Origin of the sequence: Streptomyces sp. Edi4 (assembly GCF_040253615.1) — a bacterium.
Classification (GTDB): domain Bacteria; phylum Actinomycetota; class Actinomycetes; order Streptomycetales; family Streptomycetaceae; genus Streptomyces.
On sequence record NZ_JBEJGY010000004.1, the window covers coordinates 976,308 to 998,615 of the forward strand.

The 22,308-nt window shown below is 73.0% G+C and carries 22 protein-coding genes; 11 read left to right on the forward strand and 11 right to left on the reverse strand.

What is annotated here, in order from left to right:
* Positions 1–82: 82 nt before the first annotated feature.
* Both ABR738_RS06375 and ABR738_RS06380 read right to left on the reverse strand, forming a co-directional pair.
* Positions 83–625, reverse strand: a complete 543-nt coding sequence (locus ABR738_RS06375; protein WP_350228991.1) for an EF-hand domain-containing protein — start codon at positions 623–625, stop codon at positions 83–85.
* A 256-nt stretch (positions 626–881) separates the two neighbouring features.
* A complete protein-coding gene (locus tag ABR738_RS06380; protein WP_161252934.1) occupies positions 882–1,043 on the reverse strand; it encodes a DUF5670 family protein in 162 nt (53 codons plus the stop codon).
* Positions 1,044–1,487: 444 nt separating this feature from the next.
* On the opposite strand from ABR738_RS06380, the gene ABR738_RS06385 reads away from it, so the two are divergent.
* Positions 1,488–2,210, forward strand: coding sequence for a dienelactone hydrolase family protein (locus tag ABR738_RS06385; protein ID WP_350228992.1), 723 nt, complete (start codon positions 1,488–1,490; stop codon positions 2,208–2,210).
* 144 nt (positions 2,211–2,354) lie between these two features.
* Here the strand turns inward: ABR738_RS06385 and ABR738_RS06390 are convergent, their stop codons facing one another.
* A complete protein-coding gene (locus tag ABR738_RS06390; protein ID WP_350228993.1) occupies positions 2,355–2,522 on the reverse strand; it encodes a hypothetical protein in 168 nt (55 codons plus the stop codon).
* Positions 2,523–2,674: 152 nt separating this feature from the next.
* Here ABR738_RS06390 and ABR738_RS06395 point away from each other — a divergent pair, with 152 nt between their 5' ends.
* Positions 2,675–2,848 carry a hypothetical protein gene (locus tag ABR738_RS06395; RefSeq protein ID WP_350228994.1) on the forward strand — a complete coding sequence of 58 codons (174 nt, stop codon included), beginning with the start codon at positions 2,675–2,677 and terminating at the stop codon, positions 2,846–2,848.
* Positions 2,849–3,337: 489 nt separating this feature from the next.
* Here the strand turns inward: ABR738_RS06395 and ABR738_RS06400 are convergent, their stop codons facing one another.
* From ABR738_RS06400 to ABR738_RS06415, 4 genes are all read right to left on the reverse strand, one after another.
* Positions 3,338–3,823: an NUDIX hydrolase gene (locus ABR738_RS06400; RefSeq protein ID WP_350228995.1), complete on the reverse strand. Its 486-nt coding sequence runs from the start codon at positions 3,821–3,823 to the stop codon at positions 3,338–3,340.
* Positions 3,824–3,858: 35 nt separating this feature from the next.
* Complete coding sequence (gene lnt / locus ABR738_RS06405; protein ID WP_502964039.1) at positions 3,859–5,478, reverse strand: apolipoprotein N-acyltransferase; 1,620 nt, start codon at positions 5,476–5,478, stop codon at positions 3,859–3,861.
* Between the two features lie 83 nt (positions 5,479–5,561).
* Complete coding sequence (locus tag ABR738_RS06410; protein WP_350228996.1) at positions 5,562–6,149, reverse strand: hypothetical protein; 588 nt, start codon at positions 6,147–6,149, stop codon at positions 5,562–5,564.
* Between the two features lie 45 nt (positions 6,150–6,194).
* A complete protein-coding gene (locus ABR738_RS06415; RefSeq protein ID WP_350228997.1) occupies positions 6,195–6,977 on the reverse strand; it encodes a glutamate racemase in 783 nt (260 codons plus the stop codon).
* 80 nt (positions 6,978–7,057) lie between these two features.
* Here ABR738_RS06415 and ABR738_RS06420 point away from each other — a divergent pair, with 80 nt between their 5' ends.
* Entirely contained in the window at positions 7,058–8,233 is a 1,176-nt protein-coding gene (locus ABR738_RS06420; RefSeq protein ID WP_350228998.1) for a glycosyltransferase, read from the forward strand.
* Between the two features lie 52 nt (positions 8,234–8,285).
* Here ABR738_RS06420 and ABR738_RS06425 read toward each other — a convergent pair whose 3' ends face one another.
* The 3 genes from ABR738_RS06425 to ABR738_RS06435 all read right to left on the reverse strand — a co-directional run bounded on the left by ABR738_RS06425 (position 8,286) and on the right by ABR738_RS06435 (position 11,968).
* Complete coding sequence (locus tag ABR738_RS06425) at positions 8,286–9,569, reverse strand: TerD family protein (RefSeq protein ID WP_350228999.1); 1,284 nt, start codon at positions 9,567–9,569, stop codon at positions 8,286–8,288.
* A gap of 187 nt (positions 9,570–9,756) precedes the next feature.
* Positions 9,757–10,797, reverse strand: a complete 1,041-nt coding sequence (locus ABR738_RS06430; protein WP_350229000.1) for a hypothetical protein — start codon at positions 10,795–10,797, stop codon at positions 9,757–9,759.
* 232 nt (positions 10,798–11,029) lie between these two features.
* Positions 11,030–11,968, reverse strand: coding sequence for an SDR family NAD(P)-dependent oxidoreductase (locus ABR738_RS06435; RefSeq protein WP_350229001.1), 939 nt, complete (start codon positions 11,966–11,968; stop codon positions 11,030–11,032).
* A gap of 385 nt (positions 11,969–12,353) precedes the next feature.
* Between ABR738_RS06435 and ABR738_RS06440 the strand changes: the two genes are divergently transcribed.
* The 6 genes from ABR738_RS06440 to ABR738_RS06465 all read left to right on the forward strand — a co-directional run bounded on the left by ABR738_RS06440 (position 12,354) and on the right by ABR738_RS06465 (position 18,420).
* Positions 12,354–12,920 carry a hypothetical protein gene (locus ABR738_RS06440; RefSeq protein WP_350229002.1) on the forward strand — a complete coding sequence of 189 codons (567 nt, stop codon included), beginning with the start codon at positions 12,354–12,356 and terminating at the stop codon, positions 12,918–12,920.
* Positions 12,921–13,197: 277 nt separating this feature from the next.
* Complete coding sequence (locus ABR738_RS06445) at positions 13,198–13,575, forward strand: hypothetical protein (protein ID WP_350229003.1); 378 nt, start codon at positions 13,198–13,200, stop codon at positions 13,573–13,575.
* A 241-nt stretch (positions 13,576–13,816) separates the two neighbouring features.
* Positions 13,817–14,272: a DUF6643 family protein gene (locus ABR738_RS06450; protein ID WP_350229004.1), complete on the forward strand. Its 456-nt coding sequence runs from the start codon at positions 13,817–13,819 to the stop codon at positions 14,270–14,272.
* A 57-nt stretch (positions 14,273–14,329) separates the two neighbouring features.
* On the forward strand, positions 14,330–15,163 hold the full coding sequence (locus ABR738_RS06455; protein ID WP_350229005.1) for an MOSC domain-containing protein: 834 nt from the start codon (positions 14,330–14,332) through the stop codon (positions 15,161–15,163).
* Between the two features lie 135 nt (positions 15,164–15,298).
* On the forward strand, positions 15,299–15,904 hold the full coding sequence (locus tag ABR738_RS06460) for an Rv1733c family protein (RefSeq protein ID WP_350229006.1): 606 nt from the start codon (positions 15,299–15,301) through the stop codon (positions 15,902–15,904).
* Between the two features lie 113 nt (positions 15,905–16,017).
* A complete protein-coding gene (locus tag ABR738_RS06465; RefSeq protein ID WP_350229007.1) occupies positions 16,018–18,420 on the forward strand; it encodes a right-handed parallel beta-helix repeat-containing protein in 2,403 nt (800 codons plus the stop codon).
* On the opposite strand, the gene ABR738_RS06470 is transcribed toward ABR738_RS06465, so the two are convergent.
* Positions 18,390–20,720, reverse strand: a complete 2,331-nt coding sequence (locus ABR738_RS06470; protein ID WP_350229008.1) for a hypothetical protein — start codon at positions 20,718–20,720, stop codon at positions 18,390–18,392. The genes ABR738_RS06465 and ABR738_RS06470 overlap by 31 nt on opposite strands.
* A 177-nt stretch (positions 20,721–20,897) precedes the next feature.
* On the opposite strand from ABR738_RS06470, the gene ABR738_RS06475 reads away from it, so the two are divergent.
* A complete protein-coding gene (locus tag ABR738_RS06475; protein ID WP_350229009.1) occupies positions 20,898–21,761 on the forward strand; it encodes a DeoR/GlpR family DNA-binding transcription regulator in 864 nt (287 codons plus the stop codon).
* Positions 21,762–21,822: 61 nt separating this feature from the next.
* A complete protein-coding gene (locus ABR738_RS06480; RefSeq protein ID WP_350229010.1) occupies positions 21,823–22,308 on the forward strand; it encodes an SRPBCC family protein in 486 nt (161 codons plus the stop codon).

Sequence of the window (22,308 nt, forward strand, 5' to 3'; positions counted from 1 at the left end):
TGACGGTCCTCGTACGCCTGTTACGTGGGCGCATCCGCGTACGGAACTTCGGACAACCCCGGTCCCACCCCCGTCGCACCGCTCAGGCGGCGGGGATGCGGCCGCAGAGCCAGTTGCCCGGGTCCGTCGGGTCGTCGCTCGTCCAGAACTGCTGCCACAGCGACGCGAATTCTTCGCGGGTGAGATGACCGTCGGCGTTCGGATCCGGGAGTTCGAACAGGCCCGTCGTGTCCACGGGACGGCCGTTCCAGGTCTCCACCAGCGTGCGGTGTTCCTCGGGCGAGATGCGGCCGTCGCCGTCGGCGTCCACGGCGTCGAACAGGGTCCGCGCCGTCGCGGTGACCTCCGCCGCCATGGTGGGCAACCGGTCCACGACGTCCAGGAATCCACCCATGTCGACCGAGCCGTCACCCCGGCGGCCGCCCGCTTCCAGGAGCGTCGCCCACCAGCCCGTCATCAGGGATTCCACGCGTGCGTCCAGGTCCGTGCCGGGGCGGACTGCCGGCAGCCGACGCCAGCGGGCGACCAGCGCGGTGAAATCCTCCGCGCGCAGACAACCGTCGCCGTCCGCGTCGAACGCGGTGAACATCCCCTGGAGCTTGCGCACCTGAAACGCACTGGCCATGTGCGGCCTCCCTCTGCACCGAACCGGCGAAACAGCGGCCACTATAGGCGGGTACGCCTTCCGGTCCCACGGGCACATGTGCGCGTACAAACAGCTGTCCCCCTCCCCGTGAATTCGGCCGCATTGGACCCCGGGCCCGAATTTCTTTCGCCCTCTGTGCGGGGGTCTGCGGATTTCGCGCCGCCACGCGCAGGGGCCCCACACCGCGTTCTTGCGGCATGGGGCACCTGCGTCGGAAGACGCCTGCGTCGTGCGGCTACCAGCGATACCAGCGGCCACTACCTCCCTTGGGACGGGCGATGAATCCCACCAGCCATACGACCAGCACGATCACCGCGATCCACCACAGCGCCTTCAGCGCGAATCCCGCGCCGAAAAGGATCAGGGCCAGCAGAAGAACGAGAAGCAGGGGAACCATAGTTATCAACCTCCAAGGCACCGGATGCCCCGCGATTGTGCGCCCACACACTCTCGACGCCTCTGTTTATAGAAGCTTTATGCGGGAATCCTCATGCGCCTCGCGAGCACCCGCAAGTCCTCGCAGGCCCCCGCGCGGGCACTACGACGACCTCCGTGCCCGCGCCGCGGGGCGGCCCGGGCGCCTCCGGTCCGGTCGGGCCCAGGACGGGCGGCGTGGCGCCGGGTCCGCGTCGCCGCGTTCACCGTCGTCGCCGTCACCGTAGCCACGTTCGATATTCGTTGGCGCCCCCCGGCACCCCCTGCTACCTTTCCGGAGGCCGTGCGAGAGAACGAGGAGGTGGTACCCGTGAACGCAGTATCGACATGGGTGCTCTCCTCCGGGGTCACGGCTGGGCGATAGGTCGTCCGGGAGCGCCGCTCTGCCCTCCCGAAAGGCACGACCATGCACGTCGTTTCTGAACGACGCCTCGAAGACGGCGTCGCCGAACGCGAATTCACCCTCGGTCAGATCCCCGGCACCCTGTGGACGCCCGTGTCCGCCGCGCCGCTCCCGCTGATTCTGATGGCCCACAACAACGGGCTGCCCAAGAGCGAACCCCGCCTGGTGGCCCGGGCCAGGCGCACCGCCGCGCAAGGCTACGCGGTGGCCTCCATCGACGCCTCCGGCTGCGGCGACCGGCCGCGTTCCGCCGAGGCCGACCAGGCGCGCGCCGAGCTGCGCCGGGCAATGCGGGCCGGCGAGCCGGTCGAGGAGATCTTCGAGTCCTTCATCGGCCCGCTGGTCGAAGAGGCGGCCCCGGAATGGCGGACGACCCTGGACGCCCTCCTCGCCCTGCCCGAGATCGGCGGCCCGGTCGGATACTCGGGGTGGGCGGCCCTCGGCATCTGCCTCGCGGCGAGCGATCCGCGCATCGCGGCCGCCGGTTTCTTCGCCGGGGGGTATGTGCCCCGCGCCCAGCGCGAGGAGGCCCGGCAGGTCACCATTCCGCTGCTGCTGCTTTTGCAGTGGGACGACGAGGGCAATCCGCGCCAGCGGGCCCTGGATCTGTTCGACGCCTTCGGCAGCAAGGAGAAGACGCTCCACGCCAACCTGGGCGGCCACCTCGGCACCCCTTCGTTCGAGGCGGAGGACGGTGACCGGTTCTACGGCCGGCACCTGAGGTAGGCCCGGCCCGCCGGAGCGACGGCGTGCGCCGGCCGACGCCGGGCGCCGCTCATCGAGGAGCCCGTCCTCGATGAGCGGCGAACGGCCACGGCCCCCGGCGCCGCCGGGGCAGCCCGCGGCGCCGGCGGTCAGCAGCCTCGGCGGTCAGAAGAGCTTGCCGTAGTACGCCTGGATGTTGGGCAGCGAGAGCAACGTCTTGCGGTGCTCGGGGAAGTTGGTGAGGATGTACCGGATCCGGGCCGCGAGGTCGGCCTTGCGCATGGGCTTGAACCCGGCCTTCTTCAGGATGCCGCACAGGGTCGCGATGTTCATCAGGTCCTGATGGCCCGTGGCGCGCGGGCACAGCGTCGCCGGTGACCCCCGCCTTCCACTCCTGCGGGAAGTCCTCCTGACGGCAGTCTCCCGCGTCGACGCCCTTGAGCCACGCGCTGCCCATCACGGTCGGCGCATGCACGTTCTGGCCGATGACCAGGGATCCGCCGGGTGTCGCGATCGTGCCCAGTGAGCTGAGGGTCGGCATCAGGGAGGCCACCCAGCCGGCCGTGCAGTACGGGGCGCCCCAGACGATCGATCCGAAGGCGCCGCTCTTGGAGATCGCCCCGATCGCGCCCTGCGGCGTGGCGAGGTCGCCTCCGTAGGAGTACTCCCAGTCGCCGGCGCCCTCCGCGCGCAGAGCGCTGTAGCCACCGGCCTCCTCGTCGGCCACCACGCCGAAGATGTGCTGGACACCCGCGTCGCCGCCGCCGGGCTTCTGCACCCAGCACTTGAGCGCGTGGTCCGGCGAGATGACGTAGAGCCTGCCGCCCGTACCGATGTGGAACTGCCGCCGGGTCTTGTGGACCGTCCCGAAGACCGCGACATCCTTGTACAGGAGGGGTCCCTCGGTGTCCGAGAAATGCTTGATGCTGAACTCTTCGGTGGTCTCGACGGATTCGGGGTGAGTGCTCACGTGGTTCCCTTCGGCCGATACGCAAAACCGGGGCGGAGCAGGTGATTTGACACCATCTCCCGCACCGCCGTCGTCACCGTACAGCGCATCGGCCGGTCGTCCACCCGGATCGCGCAACTCCCTTTTCAGCCGCGGGAGTTGGGTGTTCTCCTGCGGCTGAGGGGGCAAATCAGCCGTCTCACAGGGTGGCGCTGGGCTTGAACCAGGCGGGTCCGTCCGCCTGGGCCTGCTTGATGCGGAACAGCGCGAACTCGCCGAGCCCGCCGGGCAGCGCGTCCATGGCGAACCAGGCGACGTCGATGGACTCGTCGTCGTTGACGCGGGCCTCGCCGCCGGTCGCGCGGCAGCGGAAGGTGATGTCCATGAACTGGCACACGTCGCCGTTGGGGTAGACGACGGGGGTGGGCGCCGCCTCCACGAGGACCACCCGCTCGGCGACGCACCGTACGCCGGTCTCCTCATACACCTCGCGCACGGCCGTGTCGGCGGGCTCCTCGCCCGGCTCGCAGATGCCGCCGATCACCGACCACTGGCCGGTGTCGGCGCGCCGGCCGAGCAGGACCCGGCCCTCGTCGTCGAAGACGATCGCGCTCACGCCCGGCAGCAGAAGCAGCTGGTGTCCGGCGGTGGTCCGGATGTCCCGGATGAAGTCAGGGGTTGCCATGGACTCGACCCTAACGGCCAGCCGGGGACGCCAAATCAGCCCCGGCCCGCGCGGCTTCGGCGTACGTTCCGCGTGATCGCCCACGCCAGGCCGGCGGCGCCCACCGCGACCAGCGCCCACTCCGGCAGCGTGCCCAGCCGGGTCGCGGGCGTCCGCGACGAGCGCAGCGGCACCTTGGCGACCAGCGAGGCCGGGGTGAACAGCGCGGTCTTCTGGACGACCTTGCCGTCGGGCATGATCACGGCACTGACGCCGCTGGTGACCGGGACGGTGACGGTCCTGCTGTGCTCGACCGCCCGCACCCGGGACATGGCGAGCTGCTGGTAGGTCATCTCGCTGCGGTCGAAGGTGGCGTTGTTGCTGGGTACGGAGATCAGCTGGGCGCCCGCCGTGACGGTGTCGCGCACCGCCCAGTCGAAGGCGGTCTCGTAACAGGTGGCGATGCCGACCTTGGTGCCGGCCATGGTGAACAGGCCCGGCTTGGTCCCCCGGTCGAAGTCCTGGCGGACCATCGAGGTGTAGCCGGGGGCGAAGGTGGAGATGAGGCCGCGCAGCGGGATGTACTCGCCGAACGGCTGGATCTGCCGCTTGTCGTACGTGGCGACGGGCCCCTGCTTCGGGTCCCACTGGACCTGCTCGTTGTAGAGCTTCGTGCCGTAGCCGCCGACCACCGCGCCGACCGAGATCGGCGCACCGATGGTCTTGGCCGCCCCGTCGATGACGGCGCGCGCGTCGTCGTCGACGAAGGGGTCGACGTCGGAGGAGTTCTCCGGCCACAGGACGAAGTCCGGCTGGGGCTGCTTTCCCGCCTTGACCTGGGCGGCCAGCCGCAGCGTCTCGGTCACGTGGTAGTCGAGTACGGCGCGGCGCTGGGAGTTGAAGTCGAGACCGAGGCGGGGCACATTGCCCTGGATCACGGCGACGGTCGCGGTGCCGTCCTCGGCGGCGTCGCTGACCAGGCCACGGGCGCCGAAGGAAGCGGCAACAGGCACGACCACGGTGAGCAGCGCGGCCGCCGCGGCGCCCTTGCGGACGCCTCCCGTACGCCGCGCGCGCGCCACCTGGCGGGCGCATGCGTACAGCCCGTATCCACACAGCGCCACGGCGAATCCCAGGACGGGGGTGCCGCCGAGGGCCGCGAGCGGCAGGAAGGTGCCGTCGGCCTGCCCGAAGGCCACCTTGCCCCAGGGAAAACCGCCGAAGGGGGCGCGGGCGCGGGCCGCCTCGGCCGCCGTCCACAGGGCGGCGGCCCACACGGGCCACAGGGGAAGCCTGGAGACCAGGGCGGTGCCCGCGCCGGCCGCGCCGATGAACAGGGCCTCGATCGCGGCGAGCCCGAGCCAGGGCCCGGGGCCCACCTCCACACCCGTCCACACCAGGAGCGGCAGCAGGAAACCGAGGCCGAAGAGGTAGCCGAGGCCGAGGCCCGCCTTCCAGCTCCGGTCGCGCAGGACCCAGCCGAAGACGGCGAACGCGGGCAGCGCGAGCCACCACAGGGGCCTCGGCGGGAAGCTCAGGTACAGGAGCACCCCGCCGAGCGCGGCCACGGCGGGCCGCAGGAGCCGGTTCAGGATCCGCCGCGAGCGCGGGGCTCCGGCGGCGGGCCCGGGCCGGGCCGGGTCCTGCGTGGTGGTGGAGGTTTCGGTGGTGCTCACCCGGCGGAGTCTACGGCGGGTGGCTGTGTGTTCGGGAGCGCCGTTGGACCGCCCGCCCTTTCGGGCGGCGCGACCGGTGGACCTCAGACCCCGGCGGCCTTGCCCGTGCCGCGCAGGCGCAGCCGGTCGCGGATGACCCGCACGGCCGCTTCGGCGTCGTCGACGGTGACGGTGAACACGCGGCCGTCGCCGAGCTTGAGCGCCACGCCCTCACCGCGCCGTACGACGACGGCGGTGCCGATCTCGGGCCGCCAGCGGTAGCCCCAGCCGCCCCACTGGCGCGGGGTCACCCGGGGGACGAAGTCGGCGCCGACCACGTGGTCGAGGCGGATGGTTCGGCGGGGCAGCCCGATGTGGCCGCAGCGCACCTCCAGGCAGTCGCCCTCGACCCGGACCGCCACATGCACGAAGGCGAGGGTGCCGAAGAGCACGAGAATCCCGGCGGCCAGACAGCCGACGACGGACATCACGAGCGGGGCGATGCCCGAGGTCCAGGTCGAGTCGACGGCCAGCTCCACGCCGAGCGCGATGCATGCCACGCCGCCGGCCGCGAGGAGCCACTGGACGCGGTTGGTGGCCCGGCCGCTCCAGATCTCGACCGGCTGCTCGGCGGCGCCGGACGCGGGCGGTGACGCGGGGGGCGTGGGGTACTCCGGGGACGGTTCCCTCATGGAAAGCAGCGTACTCACGTTCCGTCGGGACGGCACCGCTCGCGCTCAGTGAGCGGGGCTCACAGCCTGGAGCAGGCGCCCTTCGGGGTAGGCGAGCGCCACGTCGGGAAGGGCGCCGGTGCGGCCGCTGAGCACTGCGGTCAGGCCCCCGACCTGCGCCGCGTCGGGTGCGGCCGCGATGCCCGCGCGGCGCAGCGCCTGGGCGGCCACCGCCTGGGCGCTGCCGAAGAAAGTGAGCGGGCCGCCGTCGGGACGCAGGGCCGTACGGATGCGTTCGGCGACCAGTTCGTAATGGGTGCAGCCCAGGACGACGGTCCTTACGCCAGGCGGGGTGAGCGCGGCGGCCGCGGTGATGGCGGCGTCGATGGCGGCGTCGTCGGCGTGCTCGACCGCCTCGGCGAGACCGGGGCAGGGCACCTCCGTGACCGGCACCCCGTCGGCGAATTCGCGGATCAGACCGCGCTGGTAGGGGCTGCCGGTGGTGGCCGGGGTCGCCCAGATCGCGAAGGGCTCCCCGCCTGCGGCGGCCGGCTTGATCGCGGGCACGGTGCCGATCACGGGGACCCGCGGTTCCAGGGCCGCGCGGATCGCGGGCAGCGCGTGGACGGAAGCGGTGTTGCAGGCGATGATCAGGGCGTCCGGTGCCAGGGCCGCGGCGGCCCCGGCCACGTCGAGAGCGCGCTCCCTGATGTCGTCGGGGGTGCGCGGGCCCCACGGCATGCCGTCGGGGTCGCACGAGATCACGATGTCGGCGTCGGGGCGGAGCCGACGCACCGCGGCGGCCGCGGCGAGCAGGCCGATTCCGGAGTCCATGAGCGCGATCTTCACCCGGTCACCATAGTCGACGGCTCCCGCCATTTCGGCTGAGGTCCCGTGCCGAGCGCGGGCCGTGGGGCAGACTGCGGCGGGTGAGCGCCCTCGTATGGATCGCCCTGGTGTCCCTGGTCGTCTGGCTCTGGCTGCTGCTCGGGCAGGGCTTCTTCTGGCGTACCGATCAGCGTCTGCCGCCGCGCGCGGAGCTCGACGTGTGGCCCGACGTCGCGGTGGTGGTGCCCGCGCGGGACGAGGCACAGGTGCTGCCGCTGAGCCTGCCGTCCCTGCTCACGCAGGACTATCCCGGTCGCGCGGAGATCTTCCTGGTGGATGACGGCAGTTCGGACGGCACGGGCACGCTGGCCCGCGCCCTCGCCGAGCGCCATGGCGGCCTGCCCCTGAACGTCGTCTCCCCAGGTGAGCCCGAGGCGGGCTGGACGGGCAAGCTGTGGGCGCTGCGCCACGGCATGGCGCTCGCCCGGCAGCGCGGGCCCGAGTATCTGCTGCTCACCGACGCCGACATCGCGCACGCGCCGGACAGCCTGCGCGAGCTGGTCGCGGCGGCTCGCGGGGGCGGCTTCGACCTGGTGTCGCAGATGGCCCGGCTGAGGGTGGCGAGCGGCTGGGAGCGGCTGATCGTCCCGGCGTTCGTCTACTTCTTCGCGCAGTTGTATCCGTTCCGCTGGATCAACGCGGCGCGGCCCCGGGCGACGGCCGCGGCGGGCGGCTGTGTGCTGGTGCGCACCGAGGCCGCCGAGCGGGCGCGCGTTCCCGACGCGGTGCGCCAGGCGGTGATCGACGACGTGTCGGTGGCGCGCGCGGTGCGCCGGTCGGGCGGACGGGTCTGGCTCGGTCTGGCGGACCGGGTGGACAGCGTGCGGCCCTATCCGCGTCTGGGGGACCTGTGGCGGATGGTCTCGCGCAGCGCGTACGCCCAGCTGCGGCACAACCCGATCGTGCTGCTCGGGACGGTCGTGGGGCTCGCCCTGGTGTATCTGGCGCCGCCGCTGACCTGCGTGGCGGGTCTGGCGGGCGGCGGCTGGCGGGCCGCATGGGCGGGCGGGCTCGCGTGGCTGGTGATGTCCGGCACGTATCTGCCGATGCTGCGCTACTACCGCCAGCCGCTCTGGCTCGCCCCGACGCTGCCGTTCACCGCGTTCCTGTATCTGCTGATGACCGTCGACTCGGCGGTGCTGCACTACCGGGGCCGGGGCGCGGCCTGGAAGGGACGTACCTACGCCCGCCCCGAGACGGCCCCCGAGCAGTCCTGAGGCGGTCCCGAGCAGTCCTGAGATCCGGCTCCGCGTTGCCGGGGGCCGGATCTCACTTGCGTCCCGGCGTCCAGGTCATGCCCCAGCCGTAGGTCTGGTCGACGGTGCGCTGGGGGCTGACGCCGCGCGCGGGCACCAGATAGCGGGCCTCGCGCTGCACGATCAGGTCGCCGCCGTCGTTGGTGATCAGGGCGAGCGCGCAGACGGTGGAGGGCACGGCGCACTCGTCGAGAAAGAACTCGACGGGCGCGCCGAACTGCGGCTGGAGGGTCACCGTGGCGTGCAGGTCGGCGAAGCTGCGGGCGCCCTCGTAGATGGTGACGAAGATCAGGAGCCGGCGGAACTTGTCCTTCTGGTCGAGGTTGACGGTCAGGTTCTCGCCGGATTCCACGGCGCCGGTGCGGTCGTCGCCGTCGAGGTGGATGTACGGCGGCTGGTGGAGCGCGCCGAACGCGTTGCCCAGGGCCTGGACGACCCCCTTGCGTCCGTCCGCCAGCTCGTACAGGGCGCACAGGTCGAGATCGAGGTCCGCGTGGTGGGCGGCGGCGCGCCCCGACTTGCTTGCCCAGCCGCTGAATCGCTTGCGCGTCTGCCAGTTGAGGTTGACCCGCATCGCCCCGGACGAGCCGCCCTGCTTGGCGAGTGAGACCCGGGGGGCTTCCTTGGTGAGGGTGACCTTGGACAGGCGTACGGGGGTCGCGGGCGGCGGGGCCGTGGGCGCGGCCGGCGGCTGCGCGACGGGGGTGGCGGGTGCGCCCGGGGGTTCGGCGGGGGTCGTGGACGCGGCCGACGGCTGCCGCGGCTTGTCGACGGAGATGCCGAAGTCGGTCGCCAGGCCTTCGAGGCCGCTGTCATACCCCTGGCCCACGGCGCGGAACTTCCAGGCGCCCTGGCGACGGTAGAGCTCACCGAGGATGAACGCGGTCTCCACCGTGGCGTCCTGGCTGTCGAAGCGGGCGAGCTCGGCGCCGGTGACCGCGTCCAGGACGCGGATGCCGAGCCCGGGGACCCGGCCGAAGGTGCCGCCCTCGGCGGACGCGGCGAGCACCACGCGCTCGACGCCCGGCTCCACCCGCGCGAGGTCGACGAGCAGGGTGTCCGTCACCGCGTCGGGCTCCGAGCACTTGCCTTCGTGGCGTACGGCGCCGGAGGAGTGGGCGGGCTGGTTGTAGAAGACGAAGTCGGCGTCGGAGCGGACCCGGCCGCCGGTCAGCAGGAGGGCCGACGCGTCGACGTCGGGGACGCCGGGGCCCGAGTGCCAGGCCAGTTCCACCCGGACGGAGGGCGCCGCCACCGCGACATTGGCTCCTTTAAGCATGGACATGCTCTCCCCCATCGCTCACGGTGCTCCCGGATGGCCAAGGACCCTACCCCTCGGGGTCGCTCCCGCGCCGGTGCACGCGCCGCGGTCGGCCCGCCTGCCTCGCCGGAGCGGGGCGGGCGGTGCCGGCGCGTGGGCTGGGCCGCCCCCGAACTACCCGTCACCGGAGGGGAGTTCGGGTGGCTTGCGCACAGGACCTCGGTCAGGTCTCGTTGGCCGTGCCCGCCTTGGACTTACGGGTCAGGACGGTCGCGGCGAGCGCCGCGGCGATGACCGCGCAGAGCACCATGAGACGGGTGGCACCACTGAAGGTGCTGCCCAGGCTGTCCCTGAGCAGGTGCACCGAGTTGAGCCCTCTGGCCAGCGAGTGGACTGCGACGATGCCGAGCGCGGCCGCCGCACCCGCCATCCAGGCCCACAGCGGGTCGTACAGCGGCAGCAGGCACGCCAGGGTGAGACAGACGACGGCGATGCCGAGAGACGCGCCGGCCGCCAGGTCGCCTGCGCGCAGGTCCCTGAGGCCGGTCGGCAGGTGGATCGCGCCGATCACCAGCAGGGCGACGGCCGCGGGCCACCGCAGGACGGAGCGCACGGGCACCGAGGGGGACCGCTTCGCGGTGGCCTGCTCGGCCGGCGCGGTCCCGGGGGCACGCGGCACCCGGACCGGGGCCGGAGCGGCGTCCGGCACGGGCGGCACGGCGGCCTTCCGCTCCGTCGGCGCCTTGGCCATGTCGGCCAGCACGGGCGGCGCGGCCTCCTGCGGTGCGGCCACCGCCACGTCCGGGACGGGCCGCTCGATGGCGTCCGGTCCCGCGAAGGCCTCGGGCGCGACGGACGCCTCCCGGGCCGTCCGCTCCGGCCCGCTCGCCGGGGACGCGTCCGGCGCCCAGGCTTCGCCTTCGCCCGGAGCGAAGCTGGTGATCAGTTCCGCCACGTCCTCGATGGGCCGCTCCGCCGCGGCCGCCTGAAGCACCGTGCCGGCGTCCTCGGCGGTGCCGGGGGGCTCGCGCAGCAGGGCGATCAGCTGGTGGACCTCGTTGATGGAGCGGGTGACGGCGGCCAGGCGCAGCGCCTGATCACCCGGCCTCGGGTACTCACCGGCCTGGTTGAGGAGGTGTACGAGAGCGACGACCTCACGCATGGGGCGCGAAGTGGCCACGGTGCGGAGCAGCAGCCATCTGGGTTCGCCGCCCGGACCTATCGGGATCTGCTCGTCCTGAGAGGGGCTCTGATCGGATGACATCACGGTTCCTTTGTTGTGCCTCGACGCGACGCCAGCGACTTCCGGCTGTCACGGTGCGTCTTGGGATACGCACATACAGTCCAATAGGAGACCAAAAGGACTAGTCGCGCTATTTGGAGAGTGAAACCGGGGCCAGTCGGGTTGAATGTCGAGACGCACCACCGGTGCGGTGGAAGGCGGCGCCCCACCCAGGAAAAGCGGCGCCCCGCTTTCAGGAGAAGTGGCGCGCCGCCTAGGAAAAGTGGCGCCCCGCCGAGGAAAAGCCGAGCTCCTGGTCGACGCCTGCCAGGTACACACTCGCGTCCCACAGCCGGGCGGCGACGGCGGGATCGGCCATGTGCGAGGGCACGGGCTCGCGCCTCGGCGCGCCCCGCAGTCCGAAGACCCTCGGCCCCCACAGCTGCCCGCCCTCCACCTCCGCGTCGAGCACGGCGCGCACGATCGGCCACGCCCCCGCCTCCTTGCCCTGCACCACCAGCCCGGCCGGCAGGGCGCGCAGCCGCTCGCCGGGCGTGCTCGCGCGGATGGCCGGGCGGGAGGGGGTGAGCGAGTCCAGCGCGCCGCCGGGATGGGCGACCACGCTGCGCACCGTGGCGCCCTGGGCCCGCAGCCGCCGGTCGAGTTCGAAGCCGAAGGACATCTGCGCCAGCTTGGACCGGCCATAGGTGCGCTTGGCCCGGTAGTCGCGGGCCGACTGGAGGTCGTCCAGGTCGAGACGTTCGGAGCGGGCGGCGAAGCTTCCCACCGTCACGACGCGGCCCGCGGGCGCCGCGGACAGCAGCGGGGCGAGCCGCTGGGTGAGCGCGAAGTGGCCGAGGTGGTTGACGGCGAACATCACCTCGTGACCGTCGCCGGTCTCGCGGCGCGACGGGTCGTCGAAGGCGACGCCCGCGTTGTGGACCACCGCGTCGAGATGGCCGACGTCGAGCCCGCGCACGGCGGCCGTCAGGGACGACAGGTCGGCCAGGTCCAGGGGCAGGTGCCGCAGGCGCGCGCCGGGAACGCGCGAGCGGATCGAGGCCTGGGCGGCGTCGGCTTTCGCGGCGTCCCGGCAGCCGAGGACGACCAGAGCTCCGGTGGCGGCGAGCTGTTCCGCGACGAAGTACCCGATCCCGGCATTGCCGCCGGTGACAAGGAAGTTGCTTCCTGGTGCGGAAGGGAGGCGATGCACGTCCCACGGGACGCTCCGGGATACGGGGGTGCTCCGGAATGTGGTGGTGGTGCTCCGGGATACGGGGGTGGTACTCCGCGATGCGGGGGTGGTACTCCGGGATGCGCGAGACACGGCGACGGGCTCCTTGGGGCGGGGTGTCGAGGGGCGGCGCCGACGACGAGTGCCGGACGCGTCTTCAACGTCGCAGCCTCCGCCGACAGACGTCCGACAGACCACCCGCGCGGGCCCACACCTCACCGACAGGGCGTTGGCGGCCTCGCGCGCGCCACCCGAGCCGGGCGCGCGGACGCCGCCCGCGCCGGGGGAAGTTCACCGTCGCACCGCCCGAAAGACGCTCGCCACCACCAGCACGTTCACAGGATCTTCGGCCATACTTGCGCCCGTGGAGCAGCGATCAGAACACCAGTACATGCCCCTGGCCGGTGCCGCGACGGACCCCGCGTACGTACCCGGTCTCCTGCCGGCACCCGTCCCGGCGGCCGAGAAGGAGCACGCGCTGGACGCGGCCTCCCTCGAGGAACCGAAGACGCGCGACGAGGACGCCGCGCAGGACGCCGTCGAAGAGGCCCGTGCCGAGAGCGGCGCGGACGCGCGGGCAGAGGGCTCCCCCGTCGCGTCCGACGACGGCTCCGCGACGGATGACGACGCCGCACCGGAGGCGGACGCCGCCGACGGCCCCTCCTGCGCGATGTCGGACCATCAGGGCTCGATCGTCGCGGACCATCGCGGCATCCGGCTCCAACTGGGCGACGAGGAGGCCGAGTTCCGCTGGGACGAGCTCAGCGCGGTCGAGTACCGCACACCGCGCTTGACCCGGCGGTTCGAGATCGCCGTGTACACCTCGGCGCCCCGGCGCTTCTCCCATGACGTCCGGGCCGCCGACCGGGCGGACCTCGCCGCCTGGGGAGACCAGCTCGACGCGGTGCTCGACGCCTACTTCGAGGACTGACCGCCTACTTCGAGGACTGACCGCGCCCCGGACCCGGCGCCGCGCGAGGTCGCGAGGGCACGGGGTCGCGACTCCACGGGGCCAGTCAACATCCTTGCGCAAAAAGGGAGTTGTGGGGCGCCAAGGGCCCCGAACGGTCGCGTTTCAAGGTCGTCGAAGGGGGCAGCGCCTCGCCCGGCGGCCCCGGCGTCCGCTAGCGTGCCGACTCCGGGCAGCTGGGAAGAACCTTGGGCGCCGTCGTGCCCTCTCCCGCTCCGCTCGAAGGAAGGCGTTCCCGATGGACAGGCTCCAAACCGCGCTGGAGAAGGCACTGACGATCGGCGGGGCCACCGGCGTCGCGATCGTCGATTTCAAGCAGCGCAGAGTCCTGGGGTCGATGGACCGGGGCAGCGGGCTCGACATGGACAAGGTCGCGTACGGGGACAGCGACGTCATGCGCGCCAAGCTCTACACCCTTGAGCTCCTTGGCTACGCCCCGGACAGCGTCGAGGACATCCTCATCACGCTCGGCACCGAGCTGCACATGATCCGGCCACTGCCGCGGCTGCGCGAGGGCGGCATCTTCATCTACCTCGTCCTCGACCGCGCCCGCACCGAGCCCCTGGACGACATTCGGCGTCAACTCCAGGCGCTGGCACCCCTGTTGGAGCTCTGAGAGACCGGCGCACCCGGTGGCCACCACTGCTCGCCGAAGCGTCGCGAGGACGGGGCCGAGGTAGCGGTTGGTAGCCGTCGCGCCACTTCGGGTGAGACGCCCCGAGGCTGTGGGGAACCCCCGCCGACAAACGCTTCATTGATGATGTTTCGGCAGGTCAGAGGGTGAAAACCGGCTTAAAACGGATGTCCCCGAGATTGGGACTCCCCAATGACCACATCGTGGGCTTAACTTATGTGCCATGACCTCCCCCCGCTCCACCTATGGCGGCGGTTACTACTCCGCGCCGTTCTTCCCGGACACCCCCATCTACGACTCCCTCGTCGCAGAACGGGGTACGCCTCAGATCGCCCCGATCCGAGTGCCTTCCCTCTATGACACCGGCAGCAACCACCTGCCGGCGCTCCCGTCGGCCCTGCCCGCCCTGCCGGCCGCCCCCTCGCAGCAGAGCCCGTCCTACGCCTCGTCGTACGGCTACCAACAGCAGATGCCGCAGCCCGTTCCGCTGCAGCACGCCGGCACGCCCTACATCCCGCAGCAGCCCTCGGCGCCGCGTGGCTACCAGGGGCAGCAGCAGGTCCCGCAGCGCCAGGCTCCCGGGACCGGGTACGAGGCCATGCGCCCCGCCGCGCCCCGGCCCGCGCCGGCCCCGTACGAGGATCCGTACAACCGGCCCTACCAGGGCACCGGCTACTGATCGAGGCCGGACCGGGCCGCCCGGACACCTGTCCGGGACGGCTGGCACGATGGGGCCATGAGCAAGGGACTTGAGGCGGTCGTACACGGGATCCACATCCATCCCGTCAAGTCGGTCGGGGGATACGACAGTACGCGGGCGGAGGTCGAGCCATGGGGGCTCGCCGGGGACCGTCGCTGGATGCTGGTGGACGCCCAGGGCGTGGCCGTCACCCAACGGGAGCGGCCCGCCCTGGCCCTGAGCAGTGCCGCCACACTGCCGGGCGGGGGCGTGCGGCTCTCATCGCCGGGGCGCGACGATCTCGTCGTGGAGCCGCCCCGGGGCGCGGCCGCCGAGAAGGTCTCGCTGTTCGGCGTCGAGTTCGAGGCGGTGGCCGCCGCCGACGAGGCACACCGGTGGTTCAGCGCCCATCTCGACGCCGAGGTGCGGCTGATGCATCTCGACGACCCGGCCCGCCGCAGGCCCATCAAGCCCGCGTACGCGCCGAACGGCGAGACGGTCAGCTTTGCCGACGGTTTCCCGCTCCAGATCGCCACCCTCGCCTCACTCGACGCCCTCAACGACCTGATCGCCCGGGGCGACCGGGCGGCCGAGGGACCGCTGCCCATGAATCGTTTCCGGCCCAATCTCGTCCTGGCCGGCACCGAGCCATGGGCCGAGGACACCTGGTCGCGGATCTGTGTCGGCGAGGTCTCCTTCCGGGTCGCCAAGCCCTGCGGCCGGTGCGTCATCACCACCACCGACCAGGCCACGGCGGAGCGCGGCAAGGAACCGCTGCGCAGCCTGGCCCGGCACCGCAGGATCGGCCGGGCGCTGGCGTTCGGCGTCCTGGTGATCCCGGAGAACACCGGCACCGTGCACGTGGGCGACCCGGTGAAGGTCCTCGCATAGGTCCGCGCCTCCCGGGAACTCCTGTGGGTGTCAGCCGCGTTGGACAGGACGAGCCGGGCGCACCAGGTCCCTGATCGTTCCGCCCGGCGCGTCCGTCCCCACGGGGCGGCATGGAGGCGGAAGGGGGCGGGTGCCGTGCGAGCGGTGGTGGGCGTGTGGCGCTGGCGGCACAACCCGCTGCGCCGCGTGAGCGATGTCGTGGAGGCGTGGCTGGCGCTCGTGGCGCTCGTCCTGATGGTGTGCGCCGCGCCGGCGGTGGGCGCCCTGTGCGGCGCGCGTACGGACGCGACGCTGCGCAGGACCGTCGCCGAGCAGCGTCTGCACCGGCACCCGACGTCGGCCGTGGTGGTGCGCCGGGCCGGGAGCCAGGCGCCGCTCGCCGGGCCCGACGGCACGACGGACCGGGTCGCCCGCGCCAAGGTGGTGGCCAACTGGCGGGCGTACGACGGGAGTTCACACAGCGGCACGCTCGCCGCGCCCCTGAGCTCCCCCGCGGGGGGCGCGGCCTTCGCGATATGGACCGATGACCATGGGCGCCCGGTGCCGCGCCCGATGCCCCTGGCCGCGGCCCGCACACACGCGGTGTTCGCGGGGATCTGCGCGGCCGCGGCGGCCGCCGCGCTCATCGAGGCGTTGCGGCGGCTGACCGTATGGCGCCTGATACGCCGGCGGTACGCGCGCCTGGACCGCGCGTGGGCCCGGTACGGTCCGGACTGGGGCCGCACGGGCGCGGGCAGCTGACCGGTCAACTCACCGGCCCGGCGCGCGCTACGGTGGACCATCAGGCGCACATGCGAGGTCACGGTCGAGGTGTGTGCGAGATCGCACGCACGAGGTGGGGGCACGACAGCACCATGGCTCAGGGCACGGTCCAGGTGACGCACACGGGCACGTCGCGGTGGCGCCGCCGCACGGGTGAGTACGCCTCTTTGGCCGCGGCCCTGGAAGCCGCGGGCGACGGCGACGTCCTGACCATCGCCCCGGGCACCTACCGCGAGAACCTGGTGCTGCGGCGCTGTGTGACGCTGCGCGGGCCCGAGGGCGCGGTCGGCTCGGTCCGGATCGCGCCGGCCGACGGCGTGGCGCTGACGGTGTGCGCGTCGGCGACCGTGCGGGACCTGTACCTGGAGGGCCAGGACGCCGCGGCGCCCGCGCTCCTGGTGGAGGACGGCGCGCCCGAGCTCGTCGACCTGCGGGTGGTGACGCGTTCGGCCGTCGGCATCGAGGTGCGCGGCGGTGCCCGGCCGACCGTGCGGCGCTGCACGGTGGACAACCCCGGCGGCGTCGGCATCGGCGTCTTCGACGGCGCGGGCGGCGTGTTCGAGGAGTGCGAGGTCGTTGCGGCCGGGCAGTCGGGGGTCTCGGTGCACGGGGGCGGCCACCCCCGCCTTGAGCGGTGCCGGGTGCACCATGCCAGCGGCGCGGGGCTCTCGGTGAGCGGCGAGGGCTCGGGAATGGAGGCGCTGGGCTGCGAGGTGTACGAGATCAAGGGCGCCGGTGTGCACATCGTCTCGCGCGCCTTCGCCCACCTCACCGACTGCACGGTGCACCGCACCTCGGCCGACGGCGTCACCCTGGACACCGACGCGGTGCTCACGCTCGCCGACTGCGACATCCACGACATCCCGGAGAACGCGATCGACCTGCGGTCGCGTTCGGTGCTCACCCTGACCCGGACCAAGGTGCGCCGCTTCGGGCGCAACGGCCTGTCGGTGTGGGACCCCGGCACCCGCGTCGACGCCAACCAGTGCGAGATCCACGACAGTACGGGCGACTATCCGGCGGTGTGGGTCAGCGACGGCGCGGCCGCGGTCCTCGAGGGCTGCCGCGTCCATGACGTACCGGACGCGATCTTCGTGCTCGACCGGGGTTCGCGTGCCGATGTCGTCGACAGCGACCTCACCCAGGTGCGCAACACCGCTGTGTCGGTGAGCGACGGGGCGACCGCGCAGCTCGACGACTGCCGCATCAGCCAGGCCTCCACGGGTGCCTGGTTCCGCGACCACGGCAGCGGCGGCACGCTGGCGGGCTGCACCATCGACGGCGCCCAGACCGGCGTCATCGTCACCAAGGGCGCCGACCCCCGCATCGAGCGCGTCACGGTCACCTCGCCCGCCGAGGCCGGCTTCTACGTCTCCGCGCAGGGCCGGGGCACCTTCCACGCCTGCCGTGTCACCGGCAGCGGCGGCTTCGGCTTCCATGTCATCGACGGCTGCCGTACGACGCTGACGCGCTGCCGCACCGAGCGGTGCGCGCGCCGGGGTTATGAGTTCTCCGAGGACGGCGCCGTCGTCGAGGACTGCACAAGCGACGAGAGCGGCGCCCGGTCCCCCGCCCCGGAGCCCACGGCCGTGCGGAGCGCCACCCAGACGGTGGGGCTGCTCACCGGCGTCCCCCGCCCCCGCGCCGTCGAGCCGATGGCGGCGGAGCCCGCGGCCGAGCCCCCGCGCGGTTCGGGCGCCGTGCTCGGTGAACTGGACACGCTGGTGGGCCTGGAGAGCGTCAAACGCGAGGTCCGGGCGCTCACCGACATGATCGAGGTGGGCCGCAGGCGCCGGCAGGCCGGGCTCAAGGCGGCCTCCGTCCGGCGCCATCTGGTCTTCACCGGCTCCCCCGGCACCGGCAAGACCACGGTGGCGCGCCTGTACGGCGAGATCCTGGCCTCGCTCGGCGTCCTGGAGCGCGGCCATCTGGTCGAGGTGTCCCGGGTGGATCTGGTGGGCGAGCACATCGGCTCGACCGCGATCCGCACCCAGGAGGCCTTCGAGCGGGCGCGCGGCGGCGTCTTGTTCATCGACGAGGCGTACGCCCTGTCCCCCGAGGACTCCGGACGCGACTTCGGCCGGGAGGCCATCGACACGCTGGTGAAGCTGATGGAGGACCACCGGGAGGCGGTGGTCGTCATCGTGGCCGGCTACACCGCGGAGATGGAGCGCTTCCTCAGCGTCAACCCCGGTGTGGCGTCCCGTTTCTCACGGACCATCAGGTTTCCCGACTACACCGCCGAGGAATTGCTGCGCATCGTGGAGCAGCAGGCCGACGAGCACGAGTACCGGCTCGGCGCCGGGACCGCCGAGTGCCTGCTGAAGTACTTCACGGCGCTGCCCAGGGGCGTCGCGTTTGGCAATGGGCGGACCGCGCGCCAGACCTTCGAGTCGATGGTGGAGCGCCACGCGGGCCGGGTGGCCCAGCTCGCCGACGCCAGCACCGACGACCTGACGCTGCTCTACCCGGACGATCTGCCCGAACTGCTTTGATCCGTGCGCTGATTCGGCAGCGCGGACGCCAACTCGGCGAGCAGCAGGGCCCGTTCATGGGCGAACGCCGGGTCGGCCTGGTAGTCGGAGTGTCCCAGGACCGGCGCGGGCAGCGGGTGCTGAGCGGTACGCCCGTAGGCGACCGGGTCGAGCAGGGGGCCCCGGTCGACGTCGCCGCCGGTGCGCACGGGTCCTCCGATCGGGTCGGTGGCCCGCCACAGGTTGCGCCAGCAGCGCACCTCCCGGTGCAGGGCTTCGAGCGGCGCGGGCCCGAAGTAGGCGGGGAACCAGCGCCCGTAGAGCCGCTCCGCGGGGCAGCCGTAGGTGAGCAGGGCCACCCGGCGCCGGGTGGCGGCGGGCAGTTGCCACACGGCGGCCGCGGCAAGGACGCTGCCCTGGGAGTGGCCGGAGATCACGAGGCGGCCGCCGGTGGCCTCGGTCCAGGTGTTCATCCGCCAGGCCAGGTCCGGGACGGCCCGCTCGGCGTAGCAGGGTGGCGCGAAGGGGTGGGCGGCGCGCGGCCAGAACGTGCCGACGTCCCACAGGATGCCGACGGTGCGGCGGGCCGCGGCGTCCTTGTAGGCGCGCCGTCCCCAGGTGACGAAGAGCAGGAACCCGAAGCCGGTGCACCAGGATCCGAGCGACTGGGCGGCGTCGGCGCCCAGGGCGAGCGGGTCGGGTGCGGCGTCGGCCGCCCTGGCCGGCACCTGCCCGGTCCACCAGGCGCCCGCCAGGGCCCCGGCGCCGAGCAGCAGCGACGCTCCGGCGACGATGCCGACGCAGAGCGGGGTGTGGTCGGTGAGCCCGGCCATCGCGCGGGCGGCCGCGATACGGCGGGTGCGGGCGGTGTCGGGCCGCTCGGTGGGGTAGTCGGCCATGACGCGGGGTTCGTCGGCGCGTGCGGTGCGCCAGGTGCGTAGGGCGAAGTACAGCGCCACGGGCAGGAGCAGGACGAGCAGGGCCGGGATCACCGAGGCCTGCCAGGTCAGCAGGGGCGGCGGGCCGTGGTAGGCCGAGCGGTCCATGCCCGGGGTGGCGCCGTGGTCGAGCCAGTCGGCGACCCGTTGGGCGACGCCGCCGGTCATCACGCCGCCGAGCGCGCAGGCGAGCATCGCGACGGCGGGGCCGCCGAGTCCGCGCAGGGCGGTGCGCTCACCCGGCGCGCGGCGGCGCAGCCGCCCGGCCACGACGGCGAGCGCCACCACCAACGCCCCCTGGGCCAGGGCGAGAAGGCCGAAGGCGCGGCCGCCGGGCAGGGTGCCGGCCGAGACCCAGCCGGGCCGGCCCCAGGACGCGTACAGCAGGGCGAGCAGCAGCAGCGCGAGCGTGGACAGCGGCAGCCAGGAGGTGACGGCCCCATCGAGCCGTTCGTCGCGGCGCGATTCGCTGCGCCCCCGGCGGCACACCACGCCCACGACGACCAGGCCCGTAAGGACGAGGGCACATACGAGCAGGAGTCCCGGCACGGCGAGGAGCGCGCCGCCGGCGCGGTCGTGGCGGACGGCCGCGAGCGTCACGCTCGCCGCGACGGTCAGGAATCCGGCCGCGGTGTGGGCCGCGCGCAGCCGGGCCACCAGGCGCCTGCCGTACCAGAACCCGGGCCTGGCGAAGGCGGGTTGGGGGGCCCGTGGGTCCTCGGCGGGTGTCGCGCTCAGGGGCGCTTGCGATTCGTACGCGCTCCAGGTGCGGTTGGACAGGTACCACAGCAGGGCGACCAGGGCCGTGGGGACCAGGGCCGCGAGCGCGAGGCGCCGGCCCGGCTGCGACCACCAGCCGTGGTGGGCCACCGAGGTGAAGCCGAGCCAGTACCAGGAGCGGGAGCACCCGGCCGTTCCGGCGCACTGCCACGCCCCGAGATCGAGCGCGACCTCGCAGGCGGCGGCCACGAGCAGCACGGTCAGGCTGAGCGCGACGAGCCGCACGAGCAGCCCGTACAGGCGGATCGTGCGCGGTGAGCGCGGCGCGGGCGGCCGCATCCAGTGGGCGAGGTTGATCACCATGAAGGGCAGCAGGAGCAGCCACAGGGCGCGGGCGCTGTTGCCCGAGGTCAGGTTGCACCAGACGTACGCCTCGGGCACCGGCCGGCCCTGGTGGCGCTCGGGGTGCGCCTCGGCGTCCAGGTCCGTGGCGCACCGGTAGATGGCCGCGGTGTCGTCGCCGGTGACGCGCACGGTGCGCGGGTCGCCGAGCATCTTCTGCGGGGTGGTGCCGCCGACACCGTGGACCAGGAGTTCGAGGGCGGGTCCCGCGCGTTCGGACTCGGGGGCGCCCGCTGGGGCGAGGGGGGTGGCACGGGACACTTCGGCGACTCGCTCTCGTGGGGGACGGACGGCGACGCGGAACATCAGGATCCCGGATCCGGGTGCTCAGGTGCGGTGCTCTCACGGAATCTCCCCGTGACAGGATGGGGCCGCAGCCCGGGGGCGCAGGTGTGCCCGGCGAGTGTGTTCGACGACGTGGAAGGGACCGGCCCGGCAGTGAGCGACCACCAGAATCTGCTCGCGGAGCAGCGTCGCGCGCTGATCCTCGACGAGGTCAGACGGCGCGGCGGGGTACGGGTCAACGAACTCACCCGGAAACTCAACGTCTCCGACATGACGGTCCGCCGCGATCTGGACGCGCTGGCACGCCAGGGCGCGGTCGAGAAGGTGCACGGCGGCGCGGTGCCGGTGGCCGAGGCCACGGCGCACGAGCCGGGCTTCGAGGCGAAGTCGGCCCTCGAACTGAGCGCCAAGCAGGACATCGCGCGGGAGGCGGCCAGGATGGCCGTGCCCGGCAGCGCCATCGCGCTGGCCGGGGGCACGACCGCCTACGCCCTGGCCCAGCAGTTGGTGGACGTTCCCGATCTGACGGTGGTGACCAACTCGGTGCAGGTGGCCGACGTGTTCCACGCCGCGCAGCGCTCCTCGGCCGGCTCCGGTCCCCGGCCGGGAGCGGCGACGGTGGTCCTGACGGGCGGGGTGCGCACGCTCTCGGACACGCTGGTGGGCCCGGTCGCCGACGCGGCGATCCGCTCCCTCCACTTCGATGTGCTGTTCATCGGGGTGCACGGCATCTCGGCGGAGGCCGGCCTGTCCACGCCCAACTTGGCGGAGGCGGAGACCAATCGGCAGTTCGTGCACTCGGCGCGGCGGGTCGTGGTGATCGCGGACCACACCAAGTGGGGCACGGTGGGCCTGAGTTCGTTCGCCATGCTCGACCAGGTCGACTCGCTGGTGACGGACGCGGGCCTTTCGGACCGGGCCCGCGCGCAGATGACGGAACATCTGCGGGACCTCGTGGTGGCGGGCGAGAGCCCCGACGGCGGGGCGGACGACAGCGGGAGCGGCACAGACAACTGACGTCGCGTCAGCTAGAGTGGACGGGCACTCGCGCGCACCCGGCCCTTGGGAGGTAGGCGTCATGGCTCGCCGGCTCAGGCCCATGGAACTCACCTTCGCGACGTCGGCGCCGGTGCGCCTGGTGTTCACGGCCCACGTGCCGGCCGGCCCGGGCGCCGTCCACCGCGCGCTCGCCGACGAGGTGGCCCAAACACCGCTCTGGTTCACCTCGGTCGTCGCCGCCCGCCCGCTCGACGGCGGCGCGGGCCGCGAGGTCAGGCTGCGCGGCGGGGTGTTCTTCCGCGAGACGATCCTGGCGAGCGACCCGGGTGAGCGGTATGCCTACCGCATCGACGAGACCAACGTCCCCGGTGTCAGCGCCCTGGTGGAGGACTGGCGGCTCACGCCCGCCGGCTCCGGCACGACGGTGCGCTGGACGATGGCGAGCGATGGTCCGGCGCTGTTCCGTCTGGCGATGCGGGCCGCGGCGCCGGGCATCGGCCAGTCGTTCCGGGGCGCGATGCGCAATCTGGGACGTCATCTGGCGAGCACCCCGTCCAAGCCCTGA